Here is a 17,133-nt window from a genome sequence, read left to right as displayed (position 1 = left end):
CTGCGTCACACCGCCGTCGGCACGTCCAGCGCCCGGTCCGAGGACAGGATCGCCTGGTGCAGGTCACGCAGCTGCTGCGCGGGCTCCAGGCCGAGGTCTGCGCGCAGGACCGCCCGCGCCGACCGGTAGACCTGCAGCGCCTCCGCCCGGCGCTCCGAGCGGTAGAGCACCAGCATCAGCTGCCGGTAGAAGGTCTCCCGCAGCGGATGCCGCGAGGTGAGCGAGGTGAGCAGGTTGACCATCTCCCGGTGCCGGCCCAGCGCGATGCACGCCTCGACCATCAGCTCCAGGCACTCGAGGCGCTCCTGCTCGACCCAGGTCGCCATGCCGGTGACCGCCGGGCCCTCGCCGAGCCCCTCGATGAGCGGACCGCGGTAGAGGGACAGCGCTGTCTCGAACGAGGTGACGGCCGCTTCGTGCCGGCCCTCCCGTAACTGCTGCCTGCCCTGCTGCGCCGCCTCCTGGAAGTCGTTGAGATCCAGGCCGCGTTCGCCGACGTGCAGCAGGTAGCCGGGTGCGCGGGTGACCAGCGCGCAGGCCGCCGCGGGTTCGCCCTCCTCCGTGTCGGCCACCGAGTTGAGGAATTTGCGCAGCTGGGACACGTACACATGGAGTGACGCCGCCGCCCGGCGCGGCGGGTTCTCGCCCCACAGTTCCACCGTCAGCTGCTCCTTGGACACCAGCCGGCCGGCTCTGATCAGGAGCGCGGTCAGCAGCACCTCCATCTTCGGGGCACTGGGTGAGAAGCTTCCGTTCGGCCCCCAGACCTGGAGCGGGCCGAGTACCTCGTAGCGCATGGACACCTCCGTCTTCCGCCGGCACCGGGTGCCTGAGAGAACCCGGCGGACATTCGTGTCGTGACCACTGTTTCCCGTGGGACGACGGGGCCGCATCGTCAGAAGTGCCTACGTCGCTGATAGCGGCTGGAAAGGCGCGGAAACGGCTGAGAAGCGCCGAGAGCAGTGAGGTCGGTACACAGGCCGCAATAGGGGCGCAACAAGGCCGCAACGCGGCGTAACAAGACCGACAGGAACGGTCCTCGCGGGGAATGCCGGGAGAACCGCGGGGGAACGGCGCCGTACGAGTGTTACGCCCGGTAATAGCGCGGTACGGCGCGGATCGATGGGAAACGGCGTGAAAACAGCCTTGGCTTAACGCCTCTTTTAGCGCCGGGTCGCAGTCTCGGGCGATGTGCACTCCCAGCCGTGCGCGCGACGCGCGCCCCCTCGGTAGCCGCTTCCTGCGAAGACGGCAGGTTCGCCCGATTTCGCCCCCGCCGCCGAACGCGTGCCCGCTGCGCGGCGCCGCCTCCGCGCAGCGCCCGGCACCCGCGCGATCCAGCCGCCGCCCACCCGCCCGCTGCCCGGCCCGTCGAACCGGAGACGCCTGCCATGTCTGACACCGCCGCCCCGCCCTACCCGTCGCCGCGTACCGCGGGGCACCCGCTGGACCCGTCCCCCGTCCTGGGCCAGTTGCGCGAGCGCGCCCCCGTCAGCCGGGTGACCCTCTTCGACGGCAGCCAGGCGTGGCTGGTCACCCGGCACGCGGAAGCCCGCCAGGCGCTGCGCGACGACCGGCTCAGCGTCGACTCCCGCACACCGGGCTTCCCCTTCCTGTCCGCCGCGCAGACCGAGATCCGGGACATGCCGCCGACCTTCCCGCGCATGGACCCGCCCGACCACACCGTCTTCCGGCGGCTGCTGGCACCGGAGTTCACCATCAAGCGGATGGAGGCGCTGCGCCCGCTCATCGAGTCCGACGTGGCCGACCTGCTGGACCGCCTGGAGGCGGCGGGCCCGCCCGGCGACCTCAGCGCGGTCCTGACCCTGCCGCTGGCCTCGCTGGTGATCTGCCGGCTGCTCGGCATCCCCTACGAGGACGCCGAGCTGTTCCAGAGCCGCGCCGCGGTCATGACCGACCAGACCGCCACCCCCGAGCAGGTGCGCACCGCGCGGATGGACATGCTCGGCTACCTCCAGCAGCTGCTGGCGCGCAAGGCCGAGGAGCCCGCCGACGACCTGCTCAGCCGGATGGTCGCCCAGGAGGACGAGGCGGCCGGGGTCGGCAGGCGCGACCTGGTGGGCGTCGCCATGATCCTGATGTTCGGCGGCCACGAGACCACCGCGCACAGCACCGACCTGGGCGTCCTGGCCCTGATGGACAACCGCGACCAGTGGGAGGTGCTGCGCGGGCGGCCCGAGCTGATCCCCGGCGCCGTCGAGGAGGTGCTGCGCCACCAGACCATCCTGGAGACCGGCCTGCCGCGGATCGCCAGGGCCGACCTGACGCTGGGCGGCGTCGACATCAGGTCCGGCGAGGGTGTGCTGGTCTCCCTGGTGGCCGCCAACCGCGACGGGAGCGTCTTCGCCGACGCCGACCGGCTCGACGTCACCCGCCCGGCCGCCGAGAACCGCCACCTCGGCTTCGGCTTCGGGGTGCACCAGTGTCTCGGACAGCCGCTGGCCCGCATCGAGATGCAGGTCTCGCTGGCCGCGCTGCTGCGCCGCTTCCCCGGCCTGCGGCTGCTCAAGGAGCCCAGGGAGCTGGACTTCCGCGGCCAGATGGCGGTGTTCGGCCCGACATCGCTGCCGGTCACCTGGTGAGGGGACGGCCGCGGAACAGCCGCTGAGCCGCCCGCCGCCCGCCGGGCCCGGCCCTGTAGAGCCGACGCCGAGTGCGCCGCGACAGGGCCGGGCTCGGGCGCGTGGGGCCCGGTGAAAACCCTGTGGAAGCCATGTCGGTGCGACCGCTTATCCTGCACCGGACGTTCACGTGGACCTGGGGAGGGCGCGGCGGTGTTCGGCAAGCTGTTCGGCAGAGGTGCGCAGAGACCGTCGGAGGACCCGCACACGCTGCCGGTCCCGCGCAGGCAGAAGAACGGCGTGTACAAGATGCGCGCGCTCGGGGACACCCGGGTGCTCGCCCTGGTGGAGGCCGCGGGCACGGGCGACTGGACGGCGGTCAAGGCGGCACTGGCCCCCTTCGACCTCGGCCGCGACCACCTCGTCCTCGGCGAACTGGCCGCCCTGGCCGGGGTCGAGGAGTGGATCGGCAGGGCCGCCGAGGAGGACGAGGAGCACCGGGCGACGGCGCTGCTGATCTCCGGCGCGCGGCACGTCGACTGGGGCTGGGAGGCGCGCACCACCGCGCTGGCGGCGCACGTCACGCAGGACCAGTGGCAGGTCTTCCGCGACCGGCTGCGCATCGCCGAGGAGCAGCTGCTGGAGGCCGCCGAGCTGCGGCCTGACTGGGTCACACCGTGGCGCCCCCTGCTCACCTCGGGCCGCGGCATGTCGCTCGGCCCCGCCGTCAACGAGGCACGGCTCGCCGCCGCGCTGCGCCGCGACCCGCTGGACCTGGACGTCCACACCGAGCGGGTGGTGCAGTTGCAGCCCCGCTGGGGCGGCGAGCCCGGCGAGGCCCTGGCCTTCGCCCGCGAAGCGCTCGGCGCCGCCCCGCAGGGGCACCGGCTCGGCTGCCTGATCGCCAAGGCGCACATCGAGGAGTGGGTCGAGTCGGACCGGGCGGACCGCCTCCGAACCGTGTCCGTCCAGGCCGAGTTGCGCAAGGCCGCAGAGCACAGCATCCTGCACCCCGCCTACGTGCGGCGCCCCGGCTGGCAGTACGACTTCAGCTCCTTCGCCATGGCCCTGGCCCTGGCCGGTGAGCAGCACACGGTCCGGCGCGTCTTCCACGCGCTCGACGGCGCCTACACCGGCCGCCCCTGGACCTTCTTCAACGAGCCGGAGAAGCAGTTCGCCCGCTACCACGGCCGCCTTTGACCGCCGGCCCCGGTCGCGCCCGCCACCCGTCGCTCCTCGTACTACGGACTGCCCGATGACTCTGCCCCACACCGACCGGAACCCGGCCGGCGCCGACCGCACCTTCCAGGTGGACCTGCGCGGCCTGGTCGACCTGCTGTCCCACCACCTCTACTCCAGCCCCCGCGTCTACCTGCGCGAGCTCCTGCAGAACGCGGTGGACGCGCTCACCGCCCGGCACACCCTCGAACCGGCCGCCCCCGCGGGTGCTTTCGGCATCCGCCTGTACGCCGACGGCTCGGTGGTGCGCGTCGAGGACGACGGCGTCGGCCTCACCGAAGCCGACGTGCACACCTTCCTCGCCACGATCGGCCGGAGCAGCAAGCGCGCCGAGCGGATCGCCGAGCAACGCGCCGACTTCATCGGCCAGTTCGGCATCGGCCTGCTCTCCTGCTTCCTGGTCGCCGACGAGATCCACGTCCTCAGCCGCTCCGCCCGCACCCCCGACGCACCCGCCGTGGAATGGCGCGGACACGGCGACGGCAGTTACAGCGTCCGCACCCTGCCCGCGTCCGCCCGCCCCCGCCCCGGCACCACCGTCACGCTGACCCCGCGCGCCGACGCGGCCGAGTGGACCTCGCCGACCCAAGTGCACGCGCTGGCCCGGCACTTCGGCTCGCTGCTGCGCCACCCGGTGGCCTTCGACGACGGCAGGAGCGGCAAGGACGCACCCGTCAACCCCGAGCCCGCACCCTGGGCGCGTACGTATCCCACGCCCGGGGCCCGCTCCCGCGCGCTGGCCGCCTACGGCGAGCAGGTCTTCGGCTTCACACCGCTCGACACCGTCGAGCTGGACCTCCCGGCCGTCGGCCTGAAGGGCATCGCGTGCATCCTGCCCGAGGCGGTGCCCGCCGGGCGCCGCCACGGCCACCGGGTGCACGTCAAGGGCATGCTGCTGTCCGAGCAGGCCGCGGAGATCCTGCCCGAATGGGCCTTCTTCGTCCGCTGCGTGGTCGACGCCGAGAGCCTGCGCCCGACGGCGTCCCGCGAGTCCCTCTACGAGGACGACACCCTCGCCGCCGTCCGCGACGCACTCGCCGAGCGGTTGCGCGCCTGGATCGCGCGGGCCGCCGCCAGCGACCCCGACCTGCTCGGCCGCTTCCTGCAGGCACACCACCTGGCCGTGAAGTCGCTCGCCGTGCACGACGACGAGATCCTGCGGATGCTGCTGCCCTGGCTGCCGTTCGAGACCACCGACGGGCACACCACCCTCGACGAGTTCGCGCGCACGCACCGGACCGTGCTCGTGACGTCGAGCGTGGAGGAATTCCGGCAGGTCGCCGCGATCGCCTCGGCAGCGGGACTCGGCGTCGTCAACGGCGGCTACACCTACGACCGCGAACTGGTCCACCGGCTGCCCGAGATCAGGCCGGAGACCAGCGTCGCCGACCTCGACCCCGCGACGCTGACCGCCCACCTCGACCCGGTCGACCGGGAGACCGAACTGGCCGCCGCGTCCTACCTCGCGCTGGCTCGCGACGCGCTCGCCGTCTTCGACTGCGATGTCGCGCTGCGCACCTTCCACCCCGCCTCCGCGCCCGCCCTGCTGGTCGACAGCCGTGACGCCCGGCACGAGCGCACCCGCTCGCAGATCGCCCGCGAGCAGGAGGGCGGCCTGTGGGGCGACATCCTCGGCGCCCTGCGCGACGAGGCCCCCAGGGCCCAGCTGATCCTCAACCAGCTCAACCCGCTGGTGCGCACCGCTGTCGCCATCGCCGAGCCCGAACTGGCCCGCACCAGCGCGGAAGCCCTCTACGGGCAGGCCGCGCTGCTGTCCAGGCGCCCGCTGCGGCCCTCGGAGTCGAGCCTCATCAACCGCTCCTTCCTCGACCTTCTCGCCCACGCCCTCCGCAAGGACAGCTGACGATGCCGACCGCACCCCAGACCACGGACGAGCTCTACCAGGCGCTCCAGGAGAACGACGAGCGCCCCTACGGCCGCACCCGCACCGTCACCGCCGAGGAACTGGTCGAGGCCGCCGAGCAGTTCGCCGAGCCCGTACCGCTCATCGACGCGCTGCTCGAACTCCAGGAGGCCTACACCTACGGATCGGAGCCGCGGAAGTCGCCCGTCGTCTTCGCCCGGCTGCTCACCCTCTTCGACGAGCAGCCCGACGTCTTCGACGCGCGCCGCCGCCGCACGCTCCTGTGGAGGTTCAAGTGGGTGGCCGGCGCTCTGCGCGCGCTGCCCGAGATGCCGCTGGCCAGCCTGCGCAAGTGGCTGACCGAGATGCGCGACCGCTACGAGAAGGCCGGCCTGGAACTCCAGCCCTACTACGGGCAGGCCTATCAACTCGCCGCCCACGTGGGGGAGGAGGCCGATCTCGCCTACGAGCTGTGGGCGGCCCGCAGCCGCACCCCGTACAGCGACTGCGAGGCCTGCGAGATCTGCGACCGCGCCCTCTACCACCTCACCGCGGGCGCCGACGAGCGGGCGCTGCGCGCCTGGGAGCCCGTGCTCGCCGGGAAGGAGTCCTGCCAGGAGGAGCCGGCCCGCACCTTCTCGCACGCGCTGCTGCCGCTGCTGCGCACCGGCGACACCGACCGGGCCCGCGAACTGCACCTCCTCGGCTACCGCGGCTGCCGCCGCAAGCCGTCGATGGCCGGGGAGGTCGGCCGCCACCTGGAATTCTGCGCGCTGACCGGCAACGAGGCCCGCGGCCTGGAACTGCTGGCCGAGAACCGCAACCTGTTCGACGACGTGGACTCGCCGCTGGCCCTCTTCGACTACCTCACCGGCGTGGAGGTCCTCCTTGCCCGGGTCGAACTGCTCGGCCACGGCGAACTGCCCGCGCCCGGATACGCCGGCCGCACCTGGACGGTGGCCGGCCTGCGCGCCGAGGTGCGCGGCCGCGCCGACGACCTCGCCGCCCGCTTCGACGCCCGCAACGGGACCACCGCCCACGCCGACCGCCGCAGGGAGCGCCTCGACCGCGCCCCGCTCCTGGACGCGCTGGAACTGACCCTGCGCACCCGCATTCTCGACGACGTGTCCCCGGCCGCGCCGGCCGCCGCGCCCGCCGCCCGCGCCGCCACCGCCGTCCCCGACTCCCTGCCCGAACTCATCACCCGGGCGAGGGCGCTGAGCGAGCTGGGCGACCCGGACGCCAGAACCCTGTGGGCGCGGCTGCGTACCCTCGCCGCCGCCCCCGGCTACACCCACCCCGAAGAACCGGCCGCCGGCCCGCTCGCCCAACTGCGCGCGGACCTGCTGGCCGACGAGGCGAGCCAGGCGGGCGAGAAGGACGACTTCGCCGTCTCCGCCGCCCTCCACGAGGAGGCCGCGGGACTCTACGACGACGCCGGGCTTCCGGGACACGCGACGATCGCCCGCGCCTGCGCCCTGCTGGTGACCGCCGAGATCCACCCGGAGGGCGACGGCGCCGACGAGGCACTCGCCGAGGCGCTGACCGACGCCCACGCGGCCCTGGTTCGCCTGCACGACGAGGCGACCGGGCTCGCCCCGCACCAGGAGGCGCGCCTGCTGCGGCTGCGGGCGACCGCGCTGGGCCTGCGCCTCCAGACGTCGGGGAGCAAGGAGCACATCGAGCCGGTCCTCGCCGAGGCGGCCCTGCTGCACACCTTCGCCACCCGGCACGACGTCGGCGGCCAGATCGCCGGCGCCCTGCTGCTGCGGGCGAACACGTACGCCATCAGCGGCGACCTGCCCGCCGCGGTCACCGAGGTCGACGGCCTCATCGCCTGGCTGGAGGCCGACGGCCCCGCCTGGCACCTGCCCCGCGCGCTCGGACTGCGCGGCCGGCTCAGACTGGGCCTGCGGGACGCCGAGGCCGCGTACGCGGACCTGACGGAGAGCCTGCGGCGCGCCGCCGAATGGCCCGGGGACGTGGCCGACGGCGCGAGCCTGCACATCGCGCTGGCCAACACCTGCATGCGCCTGGACCGCCCCGACGAGGCCGTACGGCACCTGACCCGCTCGGCGGAGCTGGAGCTTCGCGGCGGCGACCGCACGGGCGCCTACGTCACCTACAGCAACGCGGCCCGGCTCAGCCTCGACCTGGGCCGTGTCGAGGACTGCATCGCGCTGCTCGACTCGCTGCTGGCCGAACCGGACGTGGCCGCGGGGGAGTTGGACGACCGGCTGGTCGCCCAGCTGCGGCTGACCCGCGCCCGCGCGCTGCACTCGGGAGAGGACCTCAAGGCCGCCACCGCGGAATTCGTCGCCCTCGCCGCCGAGTCGGCCGGCTGGGACGACGACCCGGGCAGCCACCTCATGATCACCACCGAGACGGCGGTACTGCTCGGCGAGTCCGGCGACTTCGCCCGCGCCCGCGAGGTCGCGGACCAGGCACTCGCCGCCCGCATCCAGCCCCCGCGCCACGAGCAGCTCAGCAACTGCCTGCGCGAACTCGCCCGCCTCCAGGCCGAGCAGCAGGGCCCCGACGGCCTCGCCGGCGCCCGGTCCTTCCTCGCCGACGCCGCCCGGATCGCCGACGAGGCACGCGCAGAGGGCTTCGAGGCCGACGGCCGCTCCCTGGACAGCGCCCTGGCCTACGAGCACGGGCGGGTCAACGCCTACGCCGGTGAGTACGAGGACGCCCTGACCGCCCTGGACAAGGCACTCGCGCTGCTCGGCGACCCGGACGAGGACCAGGAGCGGGCCGGCGAGTGGGCCGAGTGCACCCGCCTCGCGGGCGCCGTGGAGGGCATCTACCTCGAACGCCCCGCCCCCGCCCTCACCCGCCTGGACGCGGCCGTCTCCCGGCTGGCCGCGCTGGGCCACACCGAGCGGACCGAGCCGCTGGCATCCCTGGCGGCCGAACTGCGCGACGAGAAGTGACCCGGCGCCCCGGTGGCAGGCGGCCGCCCGCCACCGGGGACGCGGACCCGCCGAGCGGGCCCGCCGCCTGACGCGGGCGGCGGCCAGGCGATCCGCACCACCGACTGCGCGGGCGCGCACCCGCGCCGATAATGGTCCGCATGACGGTTTCTGATGGACGATCACCCGGGGCGGCCGCAGTCGCGGAGGAGTCGGTCCTGCCCCTGGAGGGCGGCGACGTCTACGTACGCCAGGACGGCCCCCGCGACGCGCCCGTCCTGCTGCTCATCCACGGCTCCGCCGCCTCGACCCGCTCGTGGGACGCGATGGTGCCGCTCCTGACGGGGTCCCACCGCGTGATCCGGATCGACCTGCTCGGCCACGGGCGGTCCGCGAAACCCGTCGAGGGCGACTACGGCATCCCCGAGCAGGCGCGGCGGGCCGGCCAGGCGCTGGACCGGCTCGACGCGGAACAGGCCGTCGTCGTCGGCCACTCCAGCGGCGGCTACACGGCCGTCGCCCTGGCCGAGCAGCGCCCCGAGGCGGTGACCGCCCTCGTGCTGATCAACACCGGCCCCCGCCTGGACGCCTTCCTCGCCCGGGAGTCGGGCACCATCGGCCCCGAGCAGTGGCCGCCGACCGACGACCAGCTCAGGAAGTTCGCGAGCGGCGCCTTCCGCGCGGGCTACGAGATCCCGCAGGACCTGGTGGACGAGCTGCGCGGCCTGTCGTACGACGCCTTCACCGCGGCCATGCGGGCGTCCCTGACCTACCTGGGCCGGTCACCCGTGCCGGACCGGCTCGCGCCCCTCGGCACACCGCTCCAGGTGATCTTCGGCGACCAGGACGCGCGATGGAGCCCCGCGTCCTTCGGCGACTACGGCTCCCTGCCGGGCGCCCGGGTCGACGCGCTGCCCGGCGTCGGCCACACCCCCATCCTGGAGGACCCGGCCGGCTCCGCCCGGCTTCTGCTGGGCTTCGCCGCGCAGTTGTGAGGGCGCCGGGCCGCGGAGCGGCGCTGTTCGGGCCGGGCAGCCATTGCCGCGCGGCGGTGCCGTCGCGGTCGTAGAGCCGGGCGGCGGTGCCGTTCGCGGGGGTTCACCGCGTTGCCGGCGCGGGCCGCGCCCGGTTCCGATCACCCGGACGGGTGCAGTCGGACACCGCGCGGACCGCGGGGCCGTGCCGGTCGCGGCGGGGCAGAGATCATCCAGCGGTGCCTCGGACGCCGGACGGCGGTTGCCTGCCGTTCGCCCGGTCCACCTAGTTTCCACATACATGCATCGTCGGTGACGCCAACCGCGACGACGCGCCCCGCCCTTGAGCCACGTCTTCCAGAGGTCGCCCGATGACGCCCAGCACCACCCCGCCCCCGCCCGCCGCAAGCGCAGGGAACGAACTGCGCGTCACCAGGCGCAGGGCGCTGCAGACCGCCGTGGGCGCGCTCGGCGCGCTCGCCGTCGGCGGGATCACCGCCGGCGGCGCGGACGCCGCGCCCCCGGCCGGATACGTCCTGCCGGAAGGCTTCAGCGGCGACATGTCCGACCTGAAGCACGTGGTGATCCTCATGCAGGAGAACCGCTCGTTCGACCACTACCTGGGCCAACTGCCCGGTGTGCGCGGGCAGAACGACAAGCAGGTGCTGACCTTCCAGGACGGCACCAGCGTCTTCCAGCAGCGCGACGCGAGCGGCACCGTCGTGACGCCCTCCGTCTCGACCGCCACCTGGGGGGACAACCACAACTTCTACGGCGCCAACGGCGGCCGGTGGAACACCTGGGTGCAGGACAAGGGCGCCAACTGCATGTGGTACTACACGCCCGACCACATGCCGTGGATGTACTCGCTCGCCTCGCAGTACACCGTCTGCGACATGAACTTCTGCTCGCTGCACGGGCCGACCATCCCGAACCGCTACTACCTGATGACCGGCACGTCGAACGGCGAGACCACCAACGGCGGCCAGAACAACTACTCCCGCGGCTGGCTCTCGGTCCCCGAGCAGCTCCAGCAGGCCGGCATCGACTGGCGCGTCTACTCCGACAACAGCGGCAACGGCGTGACCGGCAGCCTCCAGAGCGGCTACGTCGGCGACTACGGCTGCAACGTGACGAACAGCTTCCAGGCCTTCGACCCGCGCACGGCCGACCCCGAGGACCTCGCGCCGGGCACCGGCAAGGTCTGGAAGGCCAACTCCTTTCTCTACTCCGGCGCGACCACCCCGAACGACGACTCCGAGGCGAACCTCGACGCGGTGCTGCGCGACCTCGTCGCGGCCTGCGAGCCGGCCGCGGAACACCCGCTCCCCGAGGTCTCCTGGGTCGTCATGCCGGCGGCGTGGAGCGAGCACCCCGGCTTCGACACCGTCCACGGCGAGCGCTACATGAACAAGGTGCTCCAGACGCTCCAGGGCAACCCCGACATCTGGAACCACACCCTGGTGATCATCACCTACGACGAGAACGACGGGAAGTTCGACCACGTCCTGCCGCCGCGCCCCGAGCCGGGCACGGCGGGCGAGTTCTCCGGCAGCACGCCGTACGGCTTCGGCCCGCGGGTGCCGATGCTGCTGGTCTCGCCGTGGACGCGCGGCGGCTACGTCGCCTCCGAGGTCTTCGACCACACGTCGACGGTGAAATTCCTCGAAACCTGGGCGGCCTACCTCGGCAAGCCCTTCACCTGCCCGAACATCACCGACTGGCGCCGCTCCATCGCCGGCGACCTGACCAGCGCGATCGACTTCGCCCACCCGCAGCCGGGCCCCGCCGACATCGCCGACCCGGTCTACGGGACACCGCCGCCGATGTCGGGGGACGCGATGACGCCGCGCGGCCTGTCCTTCCACCCGCACGCCACGCTCGCCGAGAACCGCGCCGCGGGCACGGTGACCGCGTCGATGACGCTGGCCGGCGGCCAGGAAGGCAAGGCGGTGAGCCTCCAGGTCTTCCCCGACAGATACCTCGCCTTCGCCAACACGCCCTACACGGTGTCCGCGGCGGAGCCGCGCCACCACACCTGGGACGTGAAGAAGACCGACGGCAAATACGCCTTCTCCATCTACGGGCCCGACGGCTTCCTGCGCTCCTTCGCCGGACAGGTCGTGCCCGCCTCGCAGAAGAACATCGGCATCCCGCGCGCCGACGCCGACCTGCTCGCCGGCTCCGCCGCCGAGGTCCGGCTGACGCTGCACAACGACGGCACCAGGGCGGTCCGCTACACCCTGCGCGCCAACGACTACCTCGGCGGCACCCAGGCGTACACCGTCGCCGGCGGCGCGACCGCCGTCGTGAACTGGCCGACCGAGCTGGGCTACTACGACGTGGTCGTCACCGCCGACACCGGGACCGGCTGGACACAGCGGTACGCCGGCCGCGTGGCGACGGTCTGAGGGGCGGGGACATGAGACGACGAGCCAGGCTCGCGGTGGCCGCCGCGGCCACCCTCACGACGCTGCTCGCGCCGTTCGCACAGACCGTCGCGTCGGCTGACACGCCGTCGGCCACGGCGGTCACCGTTCCCGGCGCCGGCATTCTCGACGTCGACTTCGCGGACGGCACGCCCACCGACCACGCCCAGAACCTCGCGGCCACCGCCAAGGGCACCCCGCAGATCACCCACGACCGCACCGCGGGCAAGGACGCGGCCGCCTTCAACGGCAGCACGGACGCGTACACGTACCCCTTCGCCGCCCAGTGGGGCAAGCTGACCGGCGGCTTCTCCGTCGAGTGCCGCTTCCGCTGGAACGACCCGGCCATCCCGGCGACCGGCCAGAAGGCGATCTGCTCCAACGCCCAGTCCGGCGGCGCCGACCTCCAGATCGACAGCGGCCAGCTGGCCTTCTCCGTCAACGTCGGCGGTTACAAGTACACCCACGCCCCGATCGTGCCCGGCCGCTGGTACGACGCCGTGGCCACCTGGGACGGCCAGAACGTCAAGCTGTACGTCGACGGCGCCCTCGCCTCGGCCACCGCCGCCGCCGGATCGCTCACCGTCCCCGCCGCCGGGGCGCAGAACTGGACGCTGGGCGCCGACTCGGCGGGAGGCGGCGGCTTCGAGACGCCCTCCCCGGTCAGCCTCAGCACGGCCCACGTCTGGAACACCGTCCTCACGCCCGACCAGGTCGCCGCCTTCACCCAGCAGAACAGCACCCCGCCGCCCGGGGCGCCCGACTGCACGGCCTACGACGCGTCGGTGGCGGCGGCCGCCGGCGCCCCCGCGGGCACCGTCGTCCTGGACGACGACTTCGCCGATCCGTCCTCGGCCGGCTGCTGGAACCAGGCCACCGGCTCCACCCCGTGGAAGGTCGGCGACGGCCGGCTCGCAGGCCGCTCACCGGCCGCCGGCGACCAGCCGGTCGTCACCTTCGGCCCGCACCTGGACGACTACGTCCTGCGGGCCACCGCGCGGTTCGACAGCACGCTGAAGCCGGCCGGCCCGTGGCTCGGGCTGATCGCCGACACCCCGGCCTCCGGTGTACGCCCCTACCCGGTCTTCGCGGTACGGGCGGACACCACCGCCGCCGACGGCGTCCGCGCGGCGGTCCAGTCCCCGGCGTCCTCCTCGGTGGTCAAGAGCGCCGCCTACGGCTCCGACCTCGGCACCGGCACCGACGTGGACCTCGCGCTCGAAGTGCACGGCACGCTGGCGAGCTTCTACGTCGACGGCCGGCTCGCGCTCGGCAATGTCACCATCCCCCGTACGGCGACGGGCGTCCTCGGCCTGGACCTCGACTCGGCGGACGTCTCCTACGACGACGTCTCGGTCACCAAGCTCGGCCCGCTGGGCACCGCGGGCTTCATGACCGACACCTTCCACCTCCCCGCGACGCCCGTCTCCGGCGCCGTCCACCAGCCGCTCGCGGGGCTGTGGGCCAGCGGCTGGCAGCAGGCCGGCCAGGCACCGGCCGGCTTCACCAAGGTGTCGGGCGACTCCTGGCTCGACGTGAGCCCCGACGGCGTCGTCACCGGCACCGCGCCCGCCGAAGTGCCGCAGAACGACGGCGAGATCACCGTCGCCGCCACCGACGGCGCGACCACCGCGCAGATCCAGGTCCAGGTCCCGGTGGCCGCGGCCGGCGCGGCACCGCAGATCCAGAGCGCGTCGTGGAACGCCTGGGACGGCGGCGGCCACGTGACCGACGCCGCCGCCAAGAACGTCGCCGTGATCGCCACCCAGGGCATCGGCCTGGTCGGCTTCCAGGACGGCGGCGCCGACATGGCCCGCAAGGTCGGCAGCGCCCTCGGCTGGTACGTCTACGCCGCTGGCGACCTCGGCGTCGTCTCCGCCTACCCCGTCGCGGACGCGGACCGTATCGCCCCGACCGCGGCCGCACCGGCCGCCGCCGTCACCGTCGACGTGGCGGGCACGCGGGTCAGGGTGTGGGACGCGCACCTGGACGAGGCCGACTACGGGCCCTACCGCGCCTGCTTCGACGGCGCCACGGACCTGGCCGCCCACGAGAAGGCCACCGCTCGCTACGCGCAGGCCCGAGCCGTCGCGCAGGAGATGGCCGGCGACCTGGCGGGCAGCGCACCCGTGCTGCTCCTCGGCGACCTGGCGTCGCCGTCCGGGGCCGACTGGACCGCGGCCACCTCGGGCGCCCACTGCGACGCGGGCGCCGTCGACTGGCCCGTGCCCGACGTCTTCGCCGGCCTCGGCCTGACCGACTCCTACCGGGTCGCCGACACCGACCCCGAGGCGGACCCCGGTGACACATGGTCGCCGATCACCTCGACCAACGGCAACGGCAAGGACGAGCCGCAGGACCGTATCGACTACGTCTGGTCCAGCGGCGGCCTGCACGTGGAGGAGGCGCACCCGCTGATCGTCGGCTGGCCCTCCGAGGACGACGTGGCCGACAACTCCTGGGCGAGCGACCACGCGGCGGCGGTCACCACCTTCACCGTCGGCGACGGCTCCACCGCACCGGCGCCCGACCTGCCGACCGTGTCCGTGGACGTGCGCACCCTCGCCTACCAGGCCGGGCACGGCCCCGCCGGCACCACCGCCTTCCTCAGCGCCGTCGGGGCCACCGCGGACCCGGCCGACGCGACCCTCGAAGCCGACCTCACCGACGTCGACTTCGGCACCCCCGGCTGGTACACGGTGCTGGTCACCGCGACCAGCGGCCGCTACACCTCGGACCCGGTCGCGGTGACCGTACGCGTCGCGCCGGTGCCCGGCCTCGTCCTGTCGGCCGACACCGCGACCTTCGGCGTCGGCGACACCGTCGACGAGGCGGCGGTCCTGGCGCGTCTTGAGCCGATCCTCGACGTGCCGGGCGCGGTCGATGTCGACCTGTCGGGCGTCAACCCCTGGGTGCCCGCCCGCTACCCGGTCACCGTGACGGCCACCGACGAGTGGGGCTTCACGGCGGCCGGGCCCGCGACCGTCGCCGTCGTCGGCACACCCGACACGACCGCCCCGGTCCTCACCGCCGCGGTCGCCCCGGCCGCCCCCGACGGCCTGGGCGGCTGGTACGTGTCCGCGCCGGCGGTCACGGCGACCGCGACCGACGACGAGGGCGTCGCCCCGACGCTGGAATACCGGGTCGACGGGGGTACGTGGACGCCGTACGCGGGCGCCCTCACGCCCGGCGACGGCGGGACGGCGTACGACTTCCGGGCCACCGACCGGGCCGGGAACGTCTCGGACGCCACCGTGAAGGTCAGGGCCGACCGGGCCGCACCGCGTACGACCGCGTCGGTGAAGCCCGGCGCGACCGTCTTCGCACCGGTGACCGTGACCCTCGCGGCCACCGACGCGACCTCGGGCGTGGGCAGCATGGAATACCGCGTCGGCGACCACGACTGGGCGGCGTACACCAAGCCCTTCACGGTCACGCCGACGATGTCGGACCAGGCGGTCTCCTACCGCTCGACCGACACGGCGGGCAATGTCGAGCAGACCCGCCAGTCGGTGATCCCCGCGGTCACCTCGGGGACGCCGGCCTGGACCGCCGCGAAGGTCTACGACACCGGTGACACCGCGGTCTACCAGGGCAGGCTCTACCTGGCCTCGTGGTGGACCCAGAACCAGAAGCCGGGCGACCCGAACGGTCCGTGGCAGGAGATCGCCATGACCGCCGACGGCACCCCGGCGTGGACCGCGTCGAGGATCTTCCAGGCCGGCGACATCGCGGTCTACCGCGGAGTCGCCTACAAGGCGAAGTGGTACACCCGCAACCAGCCCCCGGGCGACCCGTACGGCCCCTGGGCGGTGACCGGCTGACATCCCGCCGCCCCGCCTCTCCTGAGGCGGGGCGGCCCACGGCCGCGGCCGGCGACGTCACACTCCGGTCAGCCGAGCGGTGAGGGCGGGGCGGCGGCGCCGTCGGCGAGCAGGGTCCGCGCGCACGCGGACCGGCCGGAGGCGGCCGCGGGGTCGAGGGGGACGCCGTTGGAGCGCAGCACCTCCTTGAGGCGCAGGATCAGCGGGAAGACCTCCTGGTTCCAGTCGTCGCCCTGCTCGTCCCACGCGCGCTGCTCGGCCTCCACGGCCGTGCGGTCCTCGGCGAAGACCCGTTCCGTGAAGCGCCGGATCAGCGGCCACGCCAGGTGGAGCGCCCCGGGGACGCGGGGCTTGGCGATGGTGAGCAGCCCGTGCACCCGGCTGGTGCGCTGCTCGGCGTCCAGCGGTACGTACGCGGCCCACAGCGAGAAGGCCGGGACGGTGGCCCCCTCGGGCACCAACTGGAGCGTCTGGTACGGATACTGCGTCCGGATGGTCAGGACGTCCGGGGTGTCCCGGCCGTTCTTCCCCTCACCCGACAGCAGCCCGGCGCCGCGGTCCTTGCGCCCGCCGCCCGCCGTGAAGCGGTAGCGCGCCTGGAGGAAGTCCGGCCCGTCGTCGTAGCCGAGCAGCTCAGGACGGATCGTGCCCAGCACACCGCGGTGCAGGAACTGGTGGTTCATGTCGAGCAGGTTCTCGTGCATGAAGGAGTAGTGGCAGCCCACCGTCCGGGAGAACCGCATCGTCCGGTGCGTGGAGGAGCCGTACGCCGGCAGGTCGGGCAGCGGCGCTGCGGCGGCCTTGTCGTCGGCACCGGGATAGACGAACACCAGGCCGTACTTCTCCCGGACCGGATACGCGCGGACGCCCCGCGGCGGCCGGCTGGTCCCCTTCGGCAGGTACGGGATCTGACTGATGTGCCCGTTCCCCCGGTAGGCCCAGGCGTGGTAACAGCAGCGGAGGGTCTCCCCTTCGACCACACCCATGCTCAGCGGCACCTGCCGGTGCGCACACCGGTCCTCCAGCGCGTGCACGGCACCGGACGCGGTGCGGTAGACCGCGATCCGCTGCCCGGCGAACTCGGCGGCGAGCACCTTCCCCGGGCGTACGCGCCGGGACTCCGCCACCGGATACCAGTGCTCCGGGTGGATGCCGACGCGCCGCAGGTCGGCAGGCTGATCGGCCCCGCCCTCCGGCCGCGGCCGCCACGGATCAGCCATCACTGTCCTCCTCACGCTCACGCCATGCCCGGAACCCACCCTTCCCCGCGAAGGCCCCGCCGTCCTTTCCAGCGACGCACCCGGGT

9 protein-coding genes are annotated in these 17,133 nt (G+C 73.7%); 7 read left to right on the top strand and 2 right to left on the bottom strand.

The window, feature by feature from the left end:
• Positions 1 to 5: 5 nt before the first annotated feature.
• Complete coding sequence (locus OG900_03665) at positions 6 to 797, bottom strand: AfsR/SARP family transcriptional regulator (protein WUH89329.1); 792 nt, start codon at positions 795 to 797, stop codon at positions 6 to 8.
• A 594-nt stretch (positions 798 to 1,391) separates the two neighbouring features.
• Between OG900_03665 and OG900_03660 the strand changes: the two genes are divergently transcribed.
• The 7 genes from OG900_03660 to OG900_03630 all read left to right on the top strand — a co-directional run bounded on the left by OG900_03660 (position 1,392) and on the right by OG900_03630 (position 15,827).
• Positions 1,392 to 2,603 carry a cytochrome P450 gene (locus OG900_03660; protein WUH89328.1) on the top strand — a complete coding sequence of 404 codons (1,212 nt, stop codon included), beginning with the start codon at positions 1,392 to 1,394 and terminating at the stop codon, positions 2,601 to 2,603.
• A 192-nt stretch (positions 2,604 to 2,795) separates the two neighbouring features.
• Entirely contained in the window at positions 2,796 to 3,782 is a 987-nt protein-coding gene (locus OG900_03655) for a hypothetical protein (GenBank protein WUH89327.1), read from the top strand.
• A 55-nt stretch (positions 3,783 to 3,837) separates the two neighbouring features.
• A complete protein-coding gene (locus OG900_03650; GenBank protein WUH89326.1) occupies positions 3,838 to 5,685 on the top strand; it encodes an HSP90 family protein in 1,848 nt (615 codons plus the stop codon).
• A 2-nt stretch (positions 5,686 to 5,687) separates the two neighbouring features.
• The gene (locus OG900_03645; GenBank protein ID WUH89325.1) at positions 5,688 to 8,621 is read left to right on the top strand and encodes a hypothetical protein; all 2,934 of its coding nucleotides are present in this window, start codon (positions 5,688 to 5,690) and stop codon (positions 8,619 to 8,621) included.
• Between the two features lie 140 nt (positions 8,622 to 8,761).
• Positions 8,762 to 9,595 (top strand): alpha/beta hydrolase, encoded by an 834-nt coding sequence (locus OG900_03640; GenBank protein ID WUH89324.1) that lies wholly within the window; start codon positions 8,762 to 8,764, stop codon positions 9,593 to 9,595.
• Positions 9,596 to 9,945: 350 nt separating this feature from the next.
• A complete protein-coding gene (locus OG900_03635) occupies positions 9,946 to 11,985 on the top strand; it encodes a DUF756 domain-containing protein (protein WUH89323.1) in 2,040 nt (679 codons plus the stop codon).
• Between the two features lie 11 nt (positions 11,986 to 11,996).
• A complete protein-coding gene (locus tag OG900_03630; GenBank protein WUH89322.1) occupies positions 11,997 to 15,827 on the top strand; it encodes a hypothetical protein in 3,831 nt (1,276 codons plus the stop codon).
• A gap of 68 nt (positions 15,828 to 15,895) precedes the next feature.
• Here OG900_03630 and OG900_03625 read toward each other — a convergent pair whose 3' ends face one another.
• The gene (locus tag OG900_03625) at positions 15,896 to 17,047 is read right to left on the bottom strand and encodes an aromatic ring-hydroxylating dioxygenase subunit alpha (GenBank protein WUH89321.1); all 1,152 of its coding nucleotides are present in this window, start codon (positions 17,045 to 17,047) and stop codon (positions 15,896 to 15,898) included.
• Positions 17,048 to 17,133 lie beyond the last annotated feature (86 nt).

Origin of the sequence: Streptomyces sp. NBC_00433, from assembly GCA_036015235.1 — a bacterium.
GTDB lineage: Bacteria > Actinomycetota > Actinomycetes > Streptomycetales > Streptomycetaceae > Actinacidiphila.
The sequence above is the reverse complement of the archived record's forward strand: the minus strand, read 5'-3'. Positions and strand labels throughout refer to the sequence as shown.

Bases quoted from the DNA above. Each gene is read 5' to 3' on its own strand.
- OG900_03660 (WUH89328.1), top strand. From the start codon at position 1,392: ATGTCTGACACCGCCGCCCCGCCCTACCCGTCGCCGCGTACCGCGGGG.
- OG900_03635 (WUH89323.1), top strand. From the start codon at position 9,946: ATGACGCCCAGCACCACCCCGCCCCCGCCCGCCGCAAGCGCAGGGAAC.
- OG900_03665 (WUH89329.1), bottom strand. From the start codon at position 797: ATGCGCTACGAGGTACTCGGCCCGCTCCAGGTCTGGGGGCCGAACGGA.
- OG900_03625 (WUH89321.1), bottom strand. From the start codon at position 17,047: ATGGCTGATCCGTGGCGGCCGCGGCCGGAGGGCGGGGCCGATCAGCCT.
- OG900_03645 (WUH89325.1), top strand. From the start codon at position 5,688: ATGCCGACCGCACCCCAGACCACGGACGAGCTCTACCAGGCGCTCCAG.
- OG900_03630 (WUH89322.1), top strand. From the start codon at position 11,997: ATGAGACGACGAGCCAGGCTCGCGGTGGCCGCCGCGGCCACCCTCACG.
- OG900_03650 (WUH89326.1), top strand. From the start codon at position 3,838: ATGACTCTGCCCCACACCGACCGGAACCCGGCCGGCGCCGACCGCACC.
- OG900_03640 (WUH89324.1), top strand. From the start codon at position 8,762: ATGACGGTTTCTGATGGACGATCACCCGGGGCGGCCGCAGTCGCGGAG.